This window comes from Streptomyces sp. Tue6028 (assembly GCF_002300165.1).
GTDB classification, from domain to species: domain Bacteria; phylum Actinomycetota; class Actinomycetes; order Streptomycetales; family Streptomycetaceae; genus Streptomyces; species Streptomyces siamensis.
Map to the genome: position 1 here is coordinate 115,448 of NZ_MLCE01000018.1, position 14,770 is coordinate 130,217.

At 70.0% G+C, this 14,770-nt stretch carries 13 protein-coding genes and 1 pseudogene; 11 read left to right on the forward strand and 3 right to left on the reverse strand.

The genetic code is table 11. The annotated features are described in order from the left end of the window. Window positions 1–197 precede the first annotated feature (197 nt). Both BKI49_RS15975 and BKI49_RS36330 read right to left on the reverse strand, forming a co-directional pair. On the reverse strand, window positions 198–1,064 hold the full coding sequence (locus BKI49_RS15975) for an arylamine N-acetyltransferase family protein (RefSeq protein ID WP_095934966.1): 867 nt from the start codon (window positions 1,062–1,064) through the stop codon (window positions 198–200). A gap of 15 nt (window positions 1,065–1,079) precedes the next feature. Continuing rightward, on the reverse strand, window positions 1,080–1,514 hold the full coding sequence (locus tag BKI49_RS36330) for a transposase family protein (RefSeq protein WP_373557554.1): 435 nt from the start codon (window positions 1,512–1,514) through the stop codon (window positions 1,080–1,082). Between BKI49_RS36330 and BKI49_RS15985 the strand changes: the two genes are divergently transcribed. The 4 genes and pseudogenes from BKI49_RS15985 to BKI49_RS16005 all read left to right on the forward strand — a co-directional run bounded on the left by BKI49_RS15985 (window position 1,503) and on the right by BKI49_RS16005 (window position 5,932). Then, entirely contained in the window at window positions 1,503–1,835 is a 333-nt protein-coding gene (locus BKI49_RS15985) for a GIY-YIG nuclease family protein (protein ID WP_095934950.1), read from the forward strand. The two genes, BKI49_RS36330 and BKI49_RS15985, sit on opposite strands and share 12 nt — an antisense overlap. A gap of 586 nt (window positions 1,836–2,421) precedes the next feature. Further along, the gene (locus tag BKI49_RS35315; RefSeq protein ID WP_095934951.1) at window positions 2,422–3,174 is read left to right on the forward strand and encodes a hypothetical protein; all 753 of its coding nucleotides are present in this window, start codon (window positions 2,422–2,424) and stop codon (window positions 3,172–3,174) included. 310 nt (window positions 3,175–3,484) lie between these two features. Continuing rightward, window positions 3,485–3,769: pseudogene (locus BKI49_RS16000) on the forward strand (RNA polymerase subunit sigma-24); the annotation flags it as partial. A gap of 177 nt (window positions 3,770–3,946) precedes the next feature. Next, window positions 3,947–5,932 carry a cell wall-binding repeat-containing protein gene (locus tag BKI49_RS16005; protein ID WP_257004814.1) on the forward strand — a complete coding sequence of 662 codons (1,986 nt, stop codon included), beginning with the start codon at window positions 3,947–3,949 and terminating at the stop codon, window positions 5,930–5,932. 243 nt (window positions 5,933–6,175) lie between these two features. Here the strand turns inward: BKI49_RS16005 and BKI49_RS16010 are convergent, their stop codons facing one another. Further along, entirely contained in the window at window positions 6,176–7,321 is a 1,146-nt protein-coding gene (locus tag BKI49_RS16010) for a tetratricopeptide repeat-containing glycosyltransferase (protein WP_306453555.1), read from the reverse strand. A gap of 331 nt (window positions 7,322–7,652) precedes the next feature. Here BKI49_RS16010 and BKI49_RS16015 point away from each other — a divergent pair, with 331 nt between their 5' ends. The 7 genes from BKI49_RS16015 (at window position 7,653) to BKI49_RS16045 (ending at window position 14,726) form a co-directional block, all read left to right on the forward strand. Continuing rightward, entirely contained in the window at window positions 7,653–8,678 is a 1,026-nt protein-coding gene (locus BKI49_RS16015; RefSeq protein WP_095934953.1) for a lytic transglycosylase domain-containing protein, read from the forward strand. A gap of 53 nt (window positions 8,679–8,731) precedes the next feature. Then, entirely contained in the window at window positions 8,732–9,790 is a 1,059-nt protein-coding gene (locus BKI49_RS16020; protein WP_095934954.1) for an RNA polymerase sigma factor, read from the forward strand. Between the two features lie 106 nt (window positions 9,791–9,896). Continuing rightward, window positions 9,897–10,826 carry an ABC transporter ATP-binding protein gene (locus tag BKI49_RS16025; protein ID WP_095934955.1) on the forward strand — a complete coding sequence of 310 codons (930 nt, stop codon included), beginning with the start codon at window positions 9,897–9,899 and terminating at the stop codon, window positions 10,824–10,826. Beyond that, window positions 10,823–11,593, forward strand: a complete 771-nt coding sequence (locus BKI49_RS16030; RefSeq protein ID WP_095934956.1) for an MlaE family ABC transporter permease — start codon at window positions 10,823–10,825, stop codon at window positions 11,591–11,593. Before BKI49_RS16025 ends, BKI49_RS16030 begins: the two co-directional genes overlap by 4 nt. Before the next feature lie 3 nt (window positions 11,594–11,596). After that, window positions 11,597–12,421 carry an MlaE family ABC transporter permease gene (locus tag BKI49_RS16035; protein ID WP_095934957.1) on the forward strand — a complete coding sequence of 275 codons (825 nt, stop codon included), beginning with the start codon at window positions 11,597–11,599 and terminating at the stop codon, window positions 12,419–12,421. Window positions 12,422–12,432: 11 nt separating this feature from the next. Then, a complete protein-coding gene (locus BKI49_RS16040; protein ID WP_095934958.1) occupies window positions 12,433–13,689 on the forward strand; it encodes an MCE family protein in 1,257 nt (418 codons plus the stop codon). Beyond that, the gene (locus tag BKI49_RS16045; RefSeq protein WP_095934959.1) at window positions 13,686–14,726 is read left to right on the forward strand and encodes an MCE family protein; all 1,041 of its coding nucleotides are present in this window, start codon (window positions 13,686–13,688) and stop codon (window positions 14,724–14,726) included. Before BKI49_RS16040 ends, BKI49_RS16045 begins: the two co-directional genes overlap by 4 nt. Window positions 14,727–14,770: the final 44 nt, after the last annotated feature.

Genomic DNA, 14,770 nt, shown 5'->3' on the forward strand with positions numbered 1-14,770 from the left:
GCACGGAGGCCGCTTCACCTTCCTGATCCGACCGTCCACGTAGTCGGCGATCTCGTGATCGCGCCCGTTGACGAGGTGCTGATAGATGAGCGCGGCGGGCCGGAGAGAGGGCCTCGGACAAGTCAACGCGCCCGCCGGGCCGATTACACCGGCCCGGTTGCGTCAGGAACTGGCGGCTCGGGGGCGTTGACCTGGTGTCAGACGGATTGTTCGGCGCGGCTTGCCCGCCAAGCCGTGTGGGCGATGCGTACCTTCTCCCACAAGGCGATGCGCTCCGCGGGGTCGATTTCGTCCAAGGTAATGCCGAAGGTGCCGGCCAGGACGCCGAACCACTCGTCTGCGGTGGAAAGCTCCCGCCGCGCGTGGCCGGTGGCGTCGATGCTGGTCAGCACGCAGCCCCGGAGCTGGTCGACGCCGTCCGCGCGCCGTCGCATTGCCGCTGCGATCCGGACGAACTGCGAGTCCGGCGACGTGGACTTCACCGCATGGCACTCGGCGAAGTCCGCCGGTGCGGCGGGCGCCAATGTGAAGTCCATGCCCGCGAAATGCCCGCGCTCGTCGTTGTCGAGCCGCCAGCCGCCCGGCTCAACCTCTGACGGCCGCAGCCCGTATGTGAAGGGTCCCTGCCGGTAACTGCCCGCACGCAAGGGAATCGGCTCGTACAAAACCCCGCCGAGACCGACATCGACGACCCAGGTCTGGCCGTCGCAGTCCACAGTGAGCACGAGGTGTCCACCGGTGGCGCCGGGCGGCTGCGAGCCGGCGTCCGAGTGCACCCCGCCCCGGTGCCAGGTGACGTCGTAGCCCAGAGCGGTCAGCAGAGTGGCGAAGGCGCCACTGAGATGGAAGCAGTACCCGCCCCGCCCACGCAGGATCCTGGCTATCGACTCATGGGGGTCCACGGTCGTCGGCCGACCCAGGTGGATTTCCAGGGTTTCCCATGGCACCCGCTCGACATGGGCCCTGTGCAGCGCCCGCAGTTCGGCGGCCGAGGGCTTGCGGTCCTCGTCAAGGGTGAAGCCGAGACGCAGCAAGTAGGCTTCGACGAAGGGCTCAGAAGGCATCACTGAAATATGACCTCACACTAGTTGAACAACTTTGTGCGGGCGCCAGCCCGAAAGGCCCCTGCGGGCGCGGCTGCGCGACCAGGCGGCGTCCCGGCCGGATTTGCGGGATGCCGCAGGCGTCCGCGACTGATGGCTTGGTCTTCTTACGGTGCCGTATCGCGTTCCCATGAGGGAGACGAGCCGCGGCAGGTGAATGTGACAGATCAGATACCCCAGGGTCTTTCTGCGGTACGGCAGGGCTGCTGAGCCGCGGAAGCGACCGCGAACCGGGCTGCCGTCAGGAGGCTGGCCCCACTCCGCGAGCTCGTCGATGCTCCTCGCTCCCGAGACGACCGCACAGGCACACACCAGCAGGATCGCTGTCAGCGAGTACCACCGGCCCCGCCGTGTGCGCGGGCCGGGCACCGAACCAGCACGCAGAATCTGCGCAAACGCGTGCGGTACCACTACCGGGGCAACGCGGCCGACTCGACACTGCGGCTTACCCTCGGATGCCTACTCGGGCTTGAACTGCGTCGCGTGGGCAGCGGCAAGCGCATGACCTTCGGCAAGGCTGGCGAAGCAGTCCTCAGCCAGTGGATGGCAGAGAACGCGCGAGTGTGCTGGATCGAGCAGAGTGAACCCTGGACCGTGGAGTCTGAGCTCATCTCGCAACTCGACCTGCCGCTGAACCTCGACCAGAACCGCCACAACCCCTTCCACGGCCGTCTCAAGGAACTGCGAGCCCAAGCGTGCCATCGAGCACGAGGGTTGCCCATCAGCACATAGGGCGTCGGGCTGACATCAGCAGCTGACATCAACGGCTGTGAACAGTCGTGGACTGGAGCGGCCGCAGCCGGAGCGACGAGCGGCCATCGAGCCTCGTTTCGGGAGGCCGCGCCACAGGGCGATCGAACTCCTGAAGCGGGTGTCGCAGGTTCGAATCCTGCCGGGGGCACAAGACAAAGGGCCAGTTCAGAGGCTTGATCCTCTCGAACTGGCCCTTTCGCGTGATCACGGCCGTGCCACGCCCGTGCCACAAAGTCCACTAGGAATCCACATCACCCCGCGCCTTGCGGATCATCAAGCACCCGTCGTCGCTTCGCTCCTCCGGGCGGGCACACGGGGCATGAGGTCAGAACACGTCGCGGCTGGGGCGGTCGGCTCCGCGACTTCAGCCAGCCACCTTGGCGCGAGCCTCGAAGATCACGGCCCCAACGTCGTGCTTTACCGGGCAGGTCCACAGAGTGCCCGACGCGCCGGAAGCTTACGGGGCCATGATCACTCGCGCCGAAGCAGCTCCCGGCCAAGGTCGCTCCACCGACCGCGTGGGCATGCCGGGGTTGGGGTCCGCGCCTCTGGCTAGGCTGCGGACATGATCAAGCATCCTGGCTTCGGCGCGATGCTGGCGCGGTTGCTGGACGACAGACACCTTGGCGTGCAGGAGTTGGCCGACCGGGCTGAGGTGACCGCAGACGAGATCCGCGCGGTGCTCTCTGGGGAGAGCCCAGGCGAGAGGCCGCTCCGAGGGCTTGCGTCCGCACTGGGTTTCCACGCCGTCGATCTGTTCATCCTCGCGGGGTTGGCGGTCCCTGAAGATATGGCACCGTTGGACGCCACGGCCGCGAAGTGGGTGGCGAGCACAGTGACGGATGCAGTGCGTCTCCCCACGGCGGGACGCCGTGAACTTCTGCGGCTGATCCGCTCACTGCCGCAGGACGAACGGCGATCCAGCTTCACCCCGAAGCCGCTCCTACCCCTCGCCGGCGGACCAGGCGCTTGGGTGATCCGCATGCTTCAGTACCGCAACCTGAACTGGATGGGCATGGCGGAGACGCTTGCGTTCGTGACGCCTACATACCTCTCGGCGGCCACGTACGGCGTGATCGGCTCCGGTCGTAAGGAGCTGACCCCGCGCTTGGTGACGGACTTCGCTGCCGTGCTGGGGATCGGCGCCAGTGAACTGGCCGCCCTGACGGGCGTCATTCTGCCTGTGAAGCCACCCTCTCCGTCCCCGGAGGTCGTGGACACCGCGGCGCTGCTGTGGGAGGCGCGACGGCTGTCCGCCGACCAGGCCCGACACGTTTCCGAGCTGGCAGACTCTCTGCTCGGCATTTCCCGCCCATAGTTCGCAGCGAGCAGCCGTTCGAGTAGTTCCCGCTCCATGCCGTCACCCCCACCAGGGGATCCTGCTGTACAGCAGCTGGATACAGCGACCACGGCGACCGGCCCCACCCCTTGGCGTCCCCTGAGGGCTGAAGCCCGGATCACGCGGAGGCCGGCGGACTCGGCGACGCGGGTGAAGGACCGGTAGACGTTCCGCGGCCCGACCTGGCGCCCGGTGCGGGTCGTGAAGACGTACCCCGACTCCTGCCACCGCTCCCCTGCCTCGGCGCGTGCTGCCGACTGCCGCATCCGGTGCCGGCGCAGCGGGCGGCATCGCGACGTTGTACGGGCTGCTCGCCGCCCGCGCCGCCCCGTCACCCGTCGTCGAGCTCAACCGCGCGGTCGCCGTGTCGATGGCCGAGGGGCCGCGGCAGGGGCTCGCGATCGTCGACGCCCTCGCCGCCGAGCCCGCCCTCGCCGGCTACCACCTGCTGCCCAGTGTCCGCGGCGACCTGCTCGCCCGGCGCGGGCGTACGGCGGAGGCGCGCGAGGAGTTCGTCCGGGCCGTGGGCCTCGCGCGCAACGAGCGGAAGCGGCAGCTGCTGGGTCGCGCGGCCGCATGCGAAACGCAATCCCCTTCCCCCGAAACTCTGTTCCCATGCGTCTCGGTGGGATCTACAGTTGCTCAGCCCCTGTGCGGGGCCTGTGTTCGTGATCCATGGGGGGTCGACAACTTGAGACTGTTCACGCGCCGCCGTGCCGCGGCGCTCGCGACCGCGGCGGCACTCGCCGCGGTGGGCACCCTGGCGAGCGCTCCGGGCGCCGCCGCGGACGACGCCGGGCCCTGGCCGGGCACCGAGGGCAAGATCCTCACCGACGGCCCGACGCTGGTCGATCCGGCCACCGGAACCGCCACCCAGGTGGGCACCCACATGGGGAGCTACGCGGCCTGGGCCCCGGACGGCAGCCGGATCGTCTCCGAATGGGGCCAGCTCGCCAGCGAACGGCCCGACGGCAGCTCGCGCTTCAGCCTGCCCTGGGCGGCGGGCGTGCGCTCCAGCGCCGAACAGAAGGACATCGCCTTCTGGTGGGGCGGCCGGTACGTCGTCTACTCCACCGGCGGCCAGCTCGTCTACGGCCCCTCCGACGCCTCGTGGGCCCCCAAGCCCCTGCTGTCGGCCGCCCAGGAGCCGTCCACCGTCTGCGACGAGGACCCGACGGTCAGCCCGCACGGCCTGATGGCCTTCTCCCGCCGCATCAACTACGGCTGCTACGACAACGACGGCGTCTGGGTCTACGACTCGTCCGCGAACACGGTCAAGCGCGTCCTCACTGACGCCGCGCAGCCCGCGTTCTCCCCGGACGGCACCAAGCTCGCCTTCGTCCGCAACGTCGGCGGCGGGCTCAGCCGGCTCTTCACCGCGAACGCCGACGGCACCGACGTCAAGCAGATCACCGTCGACGGCCGCGGCTACGCGAACCCGTCCTGGTCGCCGACCGGCACCCGGATCATCGCCGACGTCCACACCTCCGGCGACAGCTCCGACGTGCACACCACGGAGTACGTCGACGTGGCCACCGGCGCGACGACCGCGGTCCCCGGCACGCCGAAGGGCAGCAACCCGAGCTGGCAGCCGCTGCGCAAGAACTCCGCCGGCCGCGTCTGGGGCTCCGACGTCTACGCCAGCAACATCGCCTCCTCGCGCTGGACGTGGAACACCTACGGCGGCACCAAGGTCCCGGGCCTGATGGACGCCAAGGCCGCCGTCCTGATCAACCGGGACGACTCGGCGTACTCGCTCACCGCGCCCGCCCTGGCCGGCAAGAAGCACGGCCCGGTCCTCGGCACCACCAAGAGCGGCCTGACGACCGCGGTGAAGAACGAGCTGAAGCGCACCCTGAAGCCGGGCTCGAACGTCTACCTCATCGGTGGCACGTCCATCCTGACCAACACGGTCTCCTCGCAGGTCACGTCGCTCGGCTTCACCCCGAAGCGGCTGTCCGGCACCGACCGCTACGCCACCTCGGTCGCCGTCGCCAAGTCGGTGACGAGCAGCCCGAAGTACGTCTTCCTGGCCACCGGCACCGACTACCACTCGGCGCTCGCGGCCGCCTCCGCGGCCGGCGCCGACGGCACGAGCAGCGCGGGCAGCGTCGTGCTCAACAACGGCAACTCGCTGACCTCGTCGGTGAAGTCGTACCTGAACAGCCTGAACCCGAACAACACCATGATCATCACGGTGGGTTCCTCGGCGAAGTACGCGCTGACGCACACGCACTTCTCCAACTGGCCGTCGACGTACACGTACTACCCGATCACGGGCTCGACGAACGAGGCCACCTCGGTCGCCGTCGCCAAGTTCTGGTGGACCGCGCCGAGCACGGCGGCGCTCGCCTACACCAACTCCTGGCGCGGCGGGGTCTCCGCGGGCGCGGCCATGAACGTCTTCGGCCCCGTCCTGTGGACCGCCAAGGACAGCCTCTCCAGCGAGGTCAAGAGCTACCTGCTGCGCGAGTCGGCGAGCACGAACTCGGTGTTCGCGTTCGGCGGCACCGGTTCGGTCGCCAAGGCTGCGCTGGACACCGCGGGCGCCGCGATCAGCGCGAGCGCGAGCCAGTTCGTGTACCACCCGTACTACGACGGCGTCGTCACGACGGCCTCCCAGCAGAGCACCTACGCGGCCCGCACCAACGGCGGCCAGCCCGCCACGGTCGCCCGCACCGGCCCGACCGGCGCGGACCCCCACCTGGACTCGCTCAAGACGGTCCAGCACCAGTAGTGCGGTAGGGGGTTTCGTTCGGATCAGCTCGGATCAGGCCGCGGCGTCCGGTACCGTGCCGTGCCGGGCGTCGCGGACCCGGGCTGATCCGAACGCAACCCCCTAAGTCTCAGGTCGCAACGTTGATCGATGACACGGCCGCAGGCCTGAGACCCGGCTCTTCGCTTCTTCGGCCCTGTGCGTGGCGCAACCCACTGGCGGCAGCCCGCGCCAAGTACATCGCGCATCAGCTGAGGCACCACGTCAGGCCTCTGCGAGCTGCTCCGAGCCCGACTTGAGTTGCGCGAGGGCGTATTCGAGGTTCTCGGTCACGCGCCGACGCTGATCGACGGGCAGCTTGCCGCCGTCGAGCAGGCGTTCACAACCGCTCTTCGACTCCTCGTACGCTCCGGTCCAGAAGGCGGAGATCGCGAGTTCGTCGAGTGCGCGCCAGTCGTACCAGTCCGACTCGACGGACAGGTGGTCACCGCTGGGGTAGGGGATCCGGAACGCCTGCTCCGCGAACATGTGGGCGAGCGGCCATCGTCGGCGGAACCGGCACCAGCGCGCGAGCTCGCCGAGCGGCTCGGCGCGTGCGGGCCGGGCCTCGTGCGCGCGAAGGTAGCGGTCCATCACCTCGTCCGCCGGCCGTTCCAGTCTCTCCGCGAGCCGTGCGCCGGACAGGTGGGCGCAGAAGACCTCCTCGTCCCAGCCGCCCATGGCCGCCCTGCGGTCATAGGCCTCCAGCGCCTTCTCCAGCTCAAGAGCGTTGTGCCAGCTCCGGGCGAGGTAGAAGGCGTAACGGGTGTTGTCGGGCTCCTTGATCAGGCCTTGCTCGAGGATCTCGGCATCGCGCAGATACTTTTCCCGCACGCTTTTGCCCACGCTGCGCCCCCCGCCGCCCACGATGCGGATACACACGCCTTCGACCGCCCCGAGAGTGCACCGTGTACCGCAGTCGAGGTATTCGTGCAGGACGCCGATGTACCGCCACGGCAGCCTCGTCGAAACCAGAGCGGAGCGCCGGCTGATGTTGGAGCCCTCCCGCACGGTGATGTTGTAGGCGTCGAGGGCCAGCTCCGGCAGGCGGAAGCCGGACTCAACCTCCATCACGTCGTCGGCGTCCATGAAGAGCAGGTAGTCCGCCGTGCTACGGGCGAGTTCGACCGCCTCGGTGCGGCTGCCGTCGAACCCCTTCCAGGGGCGTTCGTACAACTCGCCGGGCAGATCGCCGTAGACCTCGCGGATGACGTCCTGCGTGCCGTCGGTCGAGCCCGTGTCCACGATGACCCATGTGTCGATCAAGGGCCGTACGGATTCGAGACAACGTCGGATGACGTGGGCTTCGTCCTTGACGATCATATTGAGGCAGACCGTTGGCTTCACGGGTCCCATCCAATTCATCAGCATGCAACCGATATGTGACGGTATCCGGCCACCCAAGGCCACACAAAGAGGCTGGCCTGAGGCACTTCGACGACGGTGGGCCGGCCAGTCGGCGCCCAGGCGGCTGTCCGTGGTCGGCCGCGGGCGGCAGAGGCTGCTCCGTCCAGACGGTCTTGCCGTCGTGGTTGTAGCGGGCGCCCGCACGATCCCCCCGATTCCGCGCGACGGACCCGCCCTCCGGCCGCGTAGAGCAGACGACGGATTCACCCACGGAGGGGACTGCACAGTGATAGGGCGTGCACTCAAGGGGGCGGCACTGAGGGGTGCCAGGGGTACGGCGGTCGCGGCGGCGGCGATGGCCGTGCTGACCGCGTCGCAGGCGCCGAGGGCGGTCTCGGCCGAGGCCGCGGAGGCCGCGACCAGGGCGGCACCCGCCGAGCAGGACCTCGGCGTGTCCGGCGACACCCCGTACCGCACCGGTCTTCCCCCGCTGCGGACGCGGGAGAAGGGCTCGGCACAGGGAGTGACGGTCGGCGGCGCCCTGCCCGCGAGTGTGTTCGCCGCGTACCGGCGTGCCGAGGAGGAGCTGGCGCGCAGCGCGCCACGCTGCCGGCTGCGCTGGCAGCTGCTGGCCGCGATCGGCCAGGTGGAGTCCGGGCAGGCACGGAGCGGCCGGGTGACCCGGGACGGTACGACCGTGACGCCCATCCTCGGCCCGCGGCTGACCGGCGGCGCCTTCGCCGTCGTGGAGGACACCGACGGCGGCGCCTACGACGGGGACGCGGCGTACGACCGCGCGGTCGGCCCGATGCAGTTCATCCCGTCCACCTGGGCCCGCTGGGGAGCGGACGGCAACGGCGACGGACGCGCGGACCCGAACAACGTCCACGACGCGGCGCTCGCCGCCGGCCGCTACCTGTGCGCGGGCGGTCGGGACCTGTCGCACCCCGCCGACCTGGACCGGGCGATCCTGGGCTACAACCACTCGGACGCCTATCTGCGCACCGTCAAGGCGTGGTACGCGTACTACCTGACCGGACACCGCGTGGTGCCGGACGCGTCCGGCGGATCCCGTTCGGATCGGCCGGAGCCGTCCCGTCCGAAGAGGCCGAAGCCCTCGTCGCCGAAGCCGTCGGACGACCGGAAGCCGGGCCCTGGTCCTTCGCGCACGTCGTCGACGCCGCCCACTTCACCCTCCACCGGCCCGTCGCCCGAGGCCGTCGTCCCGAAGGAGTCCGGTACGCCGCTGGTTCCCGTCCCCGAACCGACCCTCACGCTGCCCAGCGGCGGTGTGCTGCCCGACGCGGGTCCGCTGACCACCGGCAACGGCTGGAACACGATGGGCGTCTCCCCCTCCACAACTGCCACTACCCGGCGGTAATGTCGCCACCCGCCGGAAGCACAGGACCGGCGGGTGAGTGCGAAGGGGCCCTCATGGCGACTGACATGCCTGCGGACACAGCGGCCTCCGACGAGCGTTGGCAGCGCATGTGGAGCCATCGCGAGCAGTTGCTCAAGGTGGCCCGGCGGCGATCGATGAGCCAGGAGGACGCCGAGGACGCCGTTCACGAGGCGATGCTGCGGGCCGCGGAGCGCCCGGACCTCGACGACGAGCGACTCGGCGCCTGGCTGACGACGGTGACGATGCGGCTGTGCGTCGACCGGCACCGACAGGTCAACCGCGAGGCCGAGGTGGGCAGCCGCCCCACACTCGTCGCGCCGGGCCCGGTCCCCGTCGAGGAGGCGGTGTGCGACCGGGCCGAGGCGAAGTGGCTGGCCGTGCGCAGCGGTGAGCTGCCCGCCCGGCAGGCGGAGGCGCTTCGGCTGAGGTCCGAGGACCTGGACGTGAGCCAGGTCGCGGTGCGGATGGGGCTCAGCTACCGGACCGTCGAGTCGCTGCTCGCCCGGGCCCGGCGGACGCTGCGCGCCTCGCTGGCCGGGACGCTCGGGCTGGTGCTGTTCCTGGTCGGGCGCGGGCGGCTGCGCGGCGGCGGCAACGCCCAGGCGGTCGCGGCCGCCTCGACGGCGGTGACCCTGGCGGTGGCGGGGTTCGTGCTGCCGTACGCGCTCGACGCGGGCGGAAACGGGAACGGTCCGACGCCGCGGCCGGCCGTGTCCAGCGACGCGCAGGTCCTGGGCAGCGAGGCCACCGGCCGGGGGCGCGCCCCCGGAACGCCCACCCCCTCGCCCCCGGCGCCAGCGGCCTTGGGCCTGACACCCTCGCCCACCGGGAGAACGTCCCTTCCGGTGCGCGTGCCGTCCCTGCCGGTGCACGTGCCCTCCCTGCCGGACGTGTCCGCGTCCCCGCTCCCGGAGTTGTCGGCGCCGCAGATCCCGCAGGTGCCCGAGGTGCCGAAGGTGCCGGGCCTGCCCACGAGGCCGGCCGCCTCGTCGGGCCCGTCGCTGCCCCCGGCCTCGGCCGTGCCGGCCGCTCCGCTCTCCGTCCCCGCCCCGAGGACGCTCTCGGGCACGCCGTCGCCGAAGCTGCCGTAGCCCCGGAGACGCGTCCGCAAAAAATCTTCGTCCGCCGCGACGGACGCCCCTCCCCTCCCCGTAGAGCAGATGTCGGAGCTGCTTCACAGGCGAAGGGTGGAACCGGATGGGTGTCGAGATCTGTGTGGAAGGGCTCACCAAGTCCTTCGGCCACCAGGTCATCTGGCAGGACGTCTCGCTGACGCTGCCCGCCGGGGAGGTCTCGGTGATGCTCGGCCCCTCGGGGACGGGCAAGTCGGTGTTCCTCAAGACGCTCGTGGGGCTGCTGAAGCCGGAGCGGGGCTCGGTGAAGGTCGCGGGCCAGGACATCACCCGCCTGCGCGAGCACGACCTGTACGAGGTCCGGAAGCTGTTCGGCGTGCTGTTCCAGGACGGCGCGCTGTTCGGCTCGATGAACCTCTACGACAACATCGCCTTCCCGCTGCGCGAACACACCCGCAAGTCCGAGAGCGAGATCAAGCGGATCGTCCTCGAAAAGATGGACATGGTCGGGCTGATCGGCGCCGAGGGGAAACTGCCCGGCGAGATCTCCGGCGGTATGCGCAAGCGGGCCGGGCTCGCCAGGGCCCTGGTCCTCGACCCGGAGATCATCCTGTTCGACGAGCCGGACTCGGGCCTGGACCCGGTCCGCGTGGCCTACCTCAATCAGCTCATCGTCGACCTCAACGCACAGATCGACGCGACCTTCCTGATCGTCACTCACGACATCGCCTCGGCCCGCCAGGTCCCGGACAACATCGGGCTGCTGTTCCGGCGCGAGTTGGTGATGTTCGGGCCCCGCGAAAAGCTGCTGGCCAGCGACGAGCCCGTCGTACGGCAGTTCCTGAACGGCCGGATGCAGGGGCCGATCGGCATGGCGGAGGAGAAGGACGCGGCCCAGGTCGAGCAGGAGCTGGCCCAGATCGACGAGGGCGGCGCGGCCGACGCGCCGACTCCCCGCCTGCTCCCCGGCCCCGGCATCGCCCGCCCACCCCGCTGGGAGGCGATCGCGAGACGCGAGGCAGAGCTGCACGGGACGGGGGTGACGCGCGCATGAGGCTCTCCCCGACGGGTGCGCTCCGGCACTCGGGCAACCTCTTCGCGATGGCTCTGGACGTCGTCCGGTCCCTCCCTCGACGACCTTTCCAGGCCAGGGAGTTCATCCAGCAGGCGTGGTTCGTCGCGAGCGTCACGATCCTGCCGACCGCTCTGGTCTCGATCCCCTTCGGGGCGGTCATCGCGCTGCAGATCGGCAGTCTGACCAGACAGTTGGGCGCGCAGTCCTTCTCCGGTGCCGCGTCCGTGCTCGCCGTGCTGCGGGAGGCCTCGCCGATCGTCACCGCGCTGCTGATCGCGGGCGCGGGTGGCACGGCGATCTGCGCCGACCTCGGGGCGCGCAAGATCCGGGACGAGATCGACGCGATGCAGGTGCTCGGCATCGACCCGATCCACCGGCTCGTCGTACCGCGGGTGCTGGCATCGATGGTCGTGGCCGTGCTGCTCAACGGCCTGGTCTCGGTGGTCGGTGTCGCGGGCGGCTACTTCTTCAACGTCATCCTCCAGCACGGCACCCCCGGCGCCTACCTGGCCTCCTTCACCACCCTCGCCCAGCTGTCCGACCTGTGGGCGGCGGAGATCAAGGCGCTGGTGTTCGGGGCCATCGCGGCGATCGTCGCCTCGTACAAGGGGCTGACGGCGCGGGGCGGTCCGAAGGGCGTGGGCGATGCCGTCAACCAGTCCGTGGTGATCACCTTCATGTTGCTGTTCGTGACCAACTTCGTGATGACCGCCGTGTACTTCCAGGTCGTCCCGCAGAGGGGGTAGCCGATGAGACCGCACAGACTCCTCGATCGCCCCTTGCGCTCACTCGAAGAGCTGGGCTCCCAACTCTCCTTCTACGGACGCTCCTTGGCTTGGACGGGCCGCACCCTGCGCCGCTACAAGAAGGAGATCCTGCGGCTCCTCGCCGAGGTGAGCTTCGGGCGCGGCGCGCTCGCCGTCGTCGGCGGCACGGTCGGCGTGATCGCGTTCCTGTCCTTCTTCACCGGCACCGAGGTCGGCCTCCAGGGCTACGCGGCCCTCAACCAGCTCGGCACCTCCAACTTCGTGGCGTTCCTGTCGGCGTACTTCAACACCCGGGAGATCGCCCCGCTGGTGGCCGGACTCGCCCTGTCCGCGACGGTCGGCGCCGGGTTCACCGCGCAGCTCGGTGCGATGCGGATCAGCGAGGAGACCGACGCGCTGGAGGTGATGGGCGTCCCGTCGCTGCCGTTCCTGGTGACGACGCGGATGATCGCCGGCTTCGTCGCGGTGATCCCGCTGTACGTGATCGGGCTGCTGTCCTCGTACCTGGCCGCCCGCACCATCACCACCGGCTACTACGGACAGTCGACCGGCACGTACGACCACTACTTCCACCAGTACCTGCCGCCCGTCGACGTGTTCTGGTCCTTCGGCAAAGTGATCGTCTTCGCCCTGCTGATCATCCTGGTGCACTGCTACTACGGCTACCACGCGAGCGGCGGCCCGGCCGGTGTCGGCGTCGCGGTGGGCCGAGCGGTGCGGACCTCGATCGTCGCCATCAACGTCCTGGACTTCTTCCTGAGCCTCGCGATCTGGGGCGCCAACACGACCGTACGGATAGCGGGGTGAGGACGGTGCGCATGCACAGAACGAGACTCAGGCTGTACGGCATCGCGTTCCTCGCCGTGCTCGCGCTGCTGCTGTCGCTGGCCGTGGCCGTCTACAAGCAGGCGTTCACGCCGGTCGTGCGCATCACGCTGCAGGCCGACACCCTCGGCAACCAGCTCGATCCACGCGCCGACGTCAAGCTGCGCGGGCTGCTGGTCGGCGAGGTCCGGGGGGTGCACGCGGACGGGACGAAGGCCACGCTCGACATCGCGCTCAAGCCGGAGTACGTCGCGGACATCCCCTCGGACGTGCACGCGCGGCTGCTGCCCAAGACGCTGTTCGGCGAGAAGTACGTCGATCTCGTCGCTCCCGCCGGCGCGGCGCACGCGTCGGCTCGGCCCATCCGTGCGGGCGACGTCATCACCCAGGACCGCACGAAGGTCGGCATCGAGGTACAGCAGCTGATGAACGACCTGCTGCCGCTGCTGCGCACGGTCCGGCCGGGCGAACTCAACGCCACGCTCTCGGCGTTCGCCACCGCTCTGGAGGGCCGCGGCGACCGGATCGGCGACAACCTCGTCCGGGTCGAGGGCTATCTACGCCGCATCAACCCGCACATGCCCTCCTTCAAGAAGGACATCACGCGGTTCGCGGACGTCGCCGAGGTGTACGGCGACGCCGCGCCCGACCTGATGCGGATCCTGCGTAACACGGTCACCACCAGCCGAACGATCGTCGAGAAGAAGGACCGGTTGGCCTCGGCTCTGCGCGCGACCGCCTCCGTGGCGGGCACGGCGGACGACTTCCTGTCCGAGAACGGCGACCGGCTGATCACCCTGGGCCGGGTCTCCCGCCCCACGCTGGAGCTGTTCGCCCGCTACTCCCCCGAGTACCCGTGCCTGTTCCAGGGCCTGGTCCGGCAGGAGAAGGCATCGGAGGACGCGTTCCGGGGCGGCGAGATGCGGATCACCCTGGAGGTCGTCCGGCCGCAGGGGGCCTACCGTCCCGGTGAGGAGCCGGTGTACGGCGAGCGGTCCGGCCCGAACTGCCGTGGCCTGCCGCATCCGCAGGTGCCCGGGCCGAAGCCCCACCTCGACGACGGCACGTCGGGCGGAGGTTCCGGCGGCGCACTCCCCTCAGATGTCGACGTGTCCGCCACCCGGGCCGAGCAGCGGGCCGTCGGCTCGCTCGTGGCCCCCGTCATGGGCGTCCCCGCGGACCAGGTGCCGCCCGTGGCGACCCTGCTGTTCGGACCGCTCGCGCGCGGGACGGCGGTGAGTGTCGCATGAGCAGGTCAGGATCCCGGCAGATCGCCGCCCCGCTGGTCAAGTTCAGCCTCTTCGCGCTGGTCACGATCGCGGCGACGGCGCTGCTCGCCGCCACCATCGTCAATGTCTCCTTCACCCCCAAGGACACCTATCACGCGGTGTTCACCGACGTCACCGGGCTGGAGACCGGCGACGACATCCGGGTGGCCGGAGTGCGGGTGGGAGAGGTCGAGGGCATCCGGGTCAAGGACCGGACCCTGGCGGAGGTCACGTTCACCGTCAGCGCGGACCGGCCGCTGCTCGCCGGGACCCACGCGGTCGTCCGCTACCGCAACCTGGTCGGGCAGCGGTATATCGCGCTCACCGAGGGCACGGGCGACGTCACCGCCCGGCTGCGGCCGGGCGGCACCATCCCGCTGTCCCGGACCCAGCCGGCGCTGGACCTCAACGCGCTGCTCAATGGCTTCAAGCCGCTGTTCGCCGCGCTCAGTCCCAGCGACGTCAACCAGCTCGCCACCGAGATCGTCCGGACCCTCCAGGGCGAGGGCGGCACGGTGAACAGCCTGCTCGCGCACACGGCCTCGCTCACCAGCACCCTCGCCGACCGCGACAAGCTGATCGGATCGGTGATCGACAACCTCAACACCGTCCTGGAGACGCTCGACAAGCGCGGCTCCCGCTTCTCCGGGCTGCTCACGCAGCTGCGCCGGGTGGTCTCGGGGCTGTCCGCCGACCGCAGGCCCATCGGGGAGTCGCTGGTGAGCATCGGCGGCCTCACGGACGTCACGTCGGGGCTGCTGAAGGACGCGCGTCCACCGCTGAAGGACGACATCGCCGGGCTCGGCGATCTCACCGGAACGCTGAACAAGAACGAGAACACCGTGGAGGGCGTCCTGAAGCGGCTGCCGAACAAGCTCGAGAAGCTGACGGGGACCGCCTCGTACGGCTCGTGGTTCAACTTCTACCTCTGCGACTTCGACGGCCGGATCGTGCTGCCGAAGACCAAGCGGGTGATCACTCCGGAGCTGCACGTGGCACGGGCGAGGTGTGGCGGATGAGCATGCGCATCAGGCGGCGCGCTGTCCGCCGTCCAGAGCCGCTG

Bases quoted from the DNA above. Each gene is read 5' to 3' on its own strand.
- BKI49_RS15975 (WP_095934966.1), bottom strand. From the start codon at position 1,064: ATGCCTTCTGAGCCCTTCGTCGAAGCCTACTTGCTGCGTCTCGGCTTC.
- BKI49_RS35315 (WP_095934951.1), top strand. From the start codon at position 2,422: ATGATCAAGCATCCTGGCTTCGGCGCGATGCTGGCGCGGTTGCTGGAC.
- BKI49_RS16010 (WP_306453555.1), bottom strand. From the start codon at position 7,321: ATGCTGATGAATTGGATGGGACCCGTGAAGCCAACGGTCTGCCTCAAT.
- BKI49_RS16015 (WP_095934953.1), top strand. From the start codon at position 7,653: ATGGCCGTGCTGACCGCGTCGCAGGCGCCGAGGGCGGTCTCGGCCGAG.
- BKI49_RS16020 (WP_095934954.1), top strand. From the start codon at position 8,732: ATGGCGACTGACATGCCTGCGGACACAGCGGCCTCCGACGAGCGTTGG.
- BKI49_RS16025 (WP_095934955.1), top strand. From the start codon at position 9,897: ATGGGTGTCGAGATCTGTGTGGAAGGGCTCACCAAGTCCTTCGGCCAC.
- BKI49_RS16030 (WP_095934956.1), top strand. From the start codon at position 10,823: ATGAGGCTCTCCCCGACGGGTGCGCTCCGGCACTCGGGCAACCTCTTC.
- BKI49_RS16035 (WP_095934957.1), top strand. From the start codon at position 11,597: ATGAGACCGCACAGACTCCTCGATCGCCCCTTGCGCTCACTCGAAGAG.
- BKI49_RS16040 (WP_095934958.1), top strand. From the start codon at position 12,433: ATGCACAGAACGAGACTCAGGCTGTACGGCATCGCGTTCCTCGCCGTG.
- BKI49_RS16045 (WP_095934959.1), top strand. From the start codon at position 13,686: ATGAGCAGGTCAGGATCCCGGCAGATCGCCGCCCCGCTGGTCAAGTTC.